General features: G+C 71.8%; 3 protein-coding genes. 2 read left to right on the top strand and 1 reads right to left on the bottom strand.

Annotation, left to right across the window (positions count from 1 at the left end; translation table 11 throughout):
• Nucleotides 1–184 precede the first annotated feature (184 nt).
• Nucleotides 185–1,216, top strand: a complete 1,032-nt coding sequence (locus tag E1298_RS44140; RefSeq protein ID WP_207945221.1) for a LysR family transcriptional regulator — start codon at nt 185–187, stop codon at nt 1,214–1,216.
• A gap of 56 nt (nt 1,217–1,272) precedes the next feature.
• On the opposite strand, the gene E1298_RS44135 is transcribed toward E1298_RS44140, so the two are convergent.
• Nucleotides 1,273–2,199 carry a carbohydrate kinase family protein gene (locus E1298_RS44135; RefSeq protein ID WP_131903341.1) on the bottom strand — a complete coding sequence of 309 codons (927 nt, stop codon included), beginning with the start codon at nt 2,197–2,199 and terminating at the stop codon, nt 1,273–1,275.
• 166 nt (nt 2,200–2,365) lie between these two features.
• Between E1298_RS44135 and E1298_RS44130 the strand changes: the two genes are divergently transcribed.
• Nucleotides 2,366–4,790: bifunctional acetate--CoA ligase family protein/GNAT family N-acetyltransferase (locus E1298_RS44130; RefSeq protein ID WP_131903340.1), on the top strand; the 2,425-nt coding region annotated here is incomplete at its 3' end.

Raw genomic sequence — 4,790 nt, 5'->3', positions numbered from 1 at the left:
GGCGGGGTCGGTCGGGCTCACAGACGCACTTCCTCGGTCGGGGTGGACGAGGGAAAGTGTTCTAGAGGTTAGAAAACCCTGTCTAGCTGTTTGGGAGAACATCTTGAGATAAGTTGAGCGGGAAATGTCATCATTTCCCGCCGAGATGACCGTTCGGCCACTTCTGGAGCGAGGAGTAGTGTCCGTGCCTGTGTCCCTGTCACTCGACGCGCTCCTCAGCGGCCCGTCCGGCCTGCTCGACACCACGTTCGACCAGCTCCGGACGCTGCTGGTGGTACACGAGACGGGGTCGGCGCTGCGTGCGGCGAGGGTCCTCGGGCGCGAGCAGTCCAGCGTCCAGAAGCAGCTCGACACGCTCAACCGCAACAGCCAGGCGCTGTGCGGGGAGGTGCTGACCGTGCGGCAGGGGCGCGGGAAGGACTTCCTGTTCACCCCGACCGGCGAGACGACGGTGGAGCTGGCGCGGGCGACGTTCGCGAACTGGCTGGAGTCCATTCACTGGAGCCGGCGGAGGCTCGGCCGGATGCTGACGGTGGGGACGACCGAGTTCACGCTGCCGATCGTGTCGCGGGCCTGGGAGCGGGTGTCGGAGGAGTTCCGGCAGCGCGAGGTCGAGTTCAAGGTCAACCACGTCCGGACGAAGGACCTGTGGTCGCGGCTGGAGACCAAGCAGGTCGACCTGGTCTGCGGCAGCATCGTCAGCACGCCGGAGGGCGACCTGCGGCTGAGGGAGTACGAGGTCGTGGAGTACGCGCGGGGCCAGGCGCTGCTGCTGACGAACCTGCCCGGCGGCGAGCTGCCGGAGGCGCCGTTCGAGACGAGCCGCCTCGGCGAGGTCCCGCTGGTGCTGCCGCCCGCCGGCCTGGTGGCGGACCTGCTGGCCACCTGGTACGGGCCGAACTACCGCGAGCGGCTCAACGTGGTCGCCGACATCGACGACGTCCACTACGGCCTGTCGCTGCTGAAGTCCGGCTTCGTCCGCGGCTGCATGATCGTCACAGGGTCGATCGGCCGGGGCATGGCCGGGCAGGACGACCCGGACGGCGTGGCGCTGCGCGCGATCAAGCTGCACGACGATCTGGAGCCGAAGGCCGAGCTGATGACCGGCGCGTTCGTCCGCCGGGCCGACCTGGAGCGCTACGACGCCGGGCACCCCCTCAACCGCCTCTGGGACGCGGTCCGCGAGGACGTGCGCACCTACACCCCGCTGGCCTGAGCAGGGGCGCCCCGGCGCGGGAGCGGGTGCCCCCGGCCCGGGCCCCGGGCCCCGGGTCAGTTCTTGATCTGGTTGTCGACCACGTCCAGGGACGGGCGGGCGCCGAGGTGCTGCATGGCCTGGGCGGCCAGGCGGCAGCCTGCGGTGAGCGCGTCGGCGGGCTGCTTGCCGTCCAGCCAGGGCGGCAGGAAGCCCGCGATGAACGCGTCGCCCGCGCCGGTGCCGTCGATCACCTTCTCGACCGGCTCGGCGGCGACCGTGACCGGTTCGGGGCGGCCGTTGGTGTACCAGAGCGCGCCGTCGGCGCCGACCTTGATGACGACCTGCGGGTACCAGGCGGTCAGGACCTTGGCGGCCTGGTCGGGGCTGTCGCGGCCGGTGAGGATCTCGGCCTCGTCGGCGTTGACGACCAGGAGGCGGGCGCCCTGCGTCCACTCCAGGAACGGCTCCGCGCCCATCCGCTTGAGGGGCGAGGAGGAGCCGCCGTCCACCGAGATGGACATCTGGGCCTTGCGGGCCAGGTCCAGGGTGTGGGTGGCGGCCTTCCGCGAGCCCTCGTTGATCAGCGAGTAGCCGGAGAGGTGCAGGTGGGTGCCCTGGGAGAACAGGTCCTTGCAGCGTTCGATGTCCTCGGGCAGCAGCGCGGCGTTGGCCCCCGGGTCCGACAGCATGGTGCGATCGCCCTTGTGGGTGACCATCACCACGCAGGTGCCGGTGGGACGCTCCTGGTCCATGACGAGGCGGGCGTCGACGCCGTACCCCATCAGTTCCATGTCCCGGTTCCGGCCCGCGATGTCGGAGCCGCGGCGGCCTACGAAGGCCACCTCGACCCCTTCCAGGGCGAGCCAGGACGCGACGTTGGCGCCCGAGCCACCTCCGTGGATCGTCACGGCGGCGGGCGTGTCACTGCCCTTCGCCAGGGGGAACGCGGCACGCGCCACGGTATCTGTCATAAGATCGCCGACCACGACCACGCGCGTCATGGAGTCATCACCTCGATCAACACGGCCCGCGCGAGCGGCATTCTGGGCGTGTGCTTGACCGTAACAGCTCTTGCCCCCGGATTAGGTCTCGAACGCGCAGCGAAACCGAGGAACCTCGTTTTTCCCGGACGGGTCGCCTGCGGCGGCGTGCCCTACCCTCGGGTACGTGACCGAGCGTTACCCGGACCGGTGGGAGGCCGACGTCGTCCTGAGCGACGGCGGGACGGCCCATCTGCGCCCCATCCGGCCCGGCGACGCCGACTCGCTGCGGGTCTTCTACGCGCGGTTGTCGCCCGAGTCGATCTACTACCGGTTCTTCTCGCCGCGCCCGAAGCTCACCGACCGTGAGATCGAGCACTTCACGTCGGTGGACCACGACCGGCGCGTCGCGCTGATCGCCACGATCGGCGAGGAGATGGTGGCGGTCGTCCGCTACGACCGCCTGCCCGACCGTCCGGAGACGGCCGAGGTCGCGTTCCTCGTCGAGGACGCGCACCAGGGGCGCGGGCTGGGCGCGGTGCTGCTGGAGCACATCGCGGCGGCGGCGCGGGAGCGGGGGCTGCGGCGGTTCGTGGCGAGCGTGCTGCCCGACAACCGCAGGATGACGAGGGTCTTCCGGGAGGCGGGCTACCAGGCCGAGCAGCGGTTCGAGGAGGGCGTGATCGAGCTCGTCCTGGAGCTGGAGCCGACCGAGACGTCGGTGGAGGTCATGGCGGCGCGCGAGCACCGGGCGGAGTCGCGGTCGATCCAGCGGCTGCTGTTCCCGCGTTCGGTGGCGGTGATCGGGGCGAGCCGGGCCGAGCACAGCGTCGGGCAGACCGTCCTGCGCAATCTGCTCGGCGGGGACTTCAGCGGACCCGTCTACCCGGTGCATCCGACTGCGAAGGCCGTGGCGGGGGTCCGCGCGTACGCGTCGGTCTTGCAGATCCCGGACGATGTGGACCTCGCGGTCGTCGCCGTACGGGCGGGCGCCGTCCACGAGGTCGTGGAGGAGTGCGCGGGCAAGGGCGTGCATGGACTGGTGGTCGTGTCGTCCGGTTTCGGTGAGACGGGCCCGGAGGGACGGGCGAGCCAGGAGGAACTGGTCCGCCTCGCGCGCGCTTACGGGATGCGCGTCGTCGGCCCCAACTGCCTGGGCATCGCCAACACGGACGCGGACGTGCGCCTGAACGCGACTCTGGCCCCCACCATGCCCGGACGGGGCCCGGTCGGGTTCTTCTCCCAGTCCGGTGCGCTCGGCATCGCGATCCTGCAGCGGACGGCCGAGCGCGGCATCGGGCTGTCCACGTTCGTCTCCGCCGGGAACCGCGCCGACGTGTCGGGCAATGACCTGATGCAGTACTGGGAGGAGGATCCGGCGACCAAGGCCGTCCTGCTCTATCTGGAGTCGCTGGGCAACCCGCGCAAGTTCGCCCGGCTCGCGCGCAGGCTGGGCCGCCGCAAGCCGATCGTGGCGGTCAAGAGCGGCCGTAGTACGCAGGGCGTCCCGATCGGGCATGCGGCGCGCGCGCTGACCCTGCCCGATCACGCGGTGAGCGCGCTCTTCGCCCAGGCCGGGGTGATCCGGGTCGAGGACCTGTCGGAACTGTTCGACGTGGCGCAGTTGCTGGCCTACCAGCCGCTGCCCGCCGGGGACCGCATCGCGATCATCGACAACTCCGACTCGCTCGGCCTCCTCGCGCAGGACGCCGCCGCCGCGCTCGGCCTGGAGGTCAGGCCGCGGCTCGACCTCGGTCCCCGCGCGGGCGCCGACGAGTACGAGGCCGCCCTCGCCGGCGCCCTGGGGGACGATTCGGTCGACGCGGTCGTGGCGCTGTTCACACCTCCGACGATCGGCGGCTACGACCTGCGCGTCCCGCAGAAGATCCTCCGGCTGGCCGAGGGCGGCTCCAAGCCGATCGTGGCGACCTACCTGGGCTCCAAGGGCATGCCCCCCGACCTCCGCGTCCCCGGCCCGGACGGGACGGCCGCCGCCGGTTCGATCCCCTCCTACCCGGCCCCAGAAGACGCCGTCCGGGCCCTCGCATACGTCGTCCGGTACGCGCAGTGGCGGCAGCGCCCGCCGGGCCGCCTGCCCGAACTGGCGGACGTCGATCGCGTGCGCGCGCGTGCGCTGGTAGCGGAGTGGCTGGATTCCGGTGACCCCGTGCGGGCCGCACCGGACCAGGCGTCCGAACTCCTGGCCTGCTACGGCATCGAGATCGCCGAGGGCGGCGGGGGAGTGCCGACCCGCATCGTGACCATGGAGGACCCCTCGTTCGGCGCGGTGGTCTCGTTCGGTCTCGCCGACGAGACGGCCGCCCTCCTGGACGACCGCGCCTACCGGCTGGGCCCGCTCGCGGACGTGGAGGCCGCGGAGCTCGTCCGCGCCATCCGCACCGCCCCGCTGCTGCTGGGCCACCGCGGCGCGGAACCCGTGAACGTGGCGGCACTCGAAGAGCTGCTCCTGCGCGTGTCGCGCCTCGGCTACGACCTGCCGGAGGTGGCGCGTCTGGAGCTGAACCCCGTCATGGCGGACGCGGCGGGCGCCGCCGTGCGCGGTGTCACCCTCCGCCTGGAACGCCCCCTCGGCCCCCGTCCCGAACTGGGCC

It is taken from the genome of Actinomadura rubrisoli, assembly GCF_004349215.1.
Taxonomy (GTDB): domain Bacteria; phylum Actinomycetota; class Actinomycetes; order Streptosporangiales; family Streptosporangiaceae; genus Spirillospora; species Spirillospora rubrisoli.
Note: the sequence above shows the minus strand (reverse complement) of the source record. Positions and strands in the feature narration are given on the sequence as shown.

Excerpts from the sequence above, each read along its gene's own strand:
- E1298_RS44135 (WP_131903341.1), bottom strand. The coding sequence starts at position 2,199 with ATGACGCGCGTGGTCGTGGTCGGCGATCTTATGACAGATACCGTGGCG.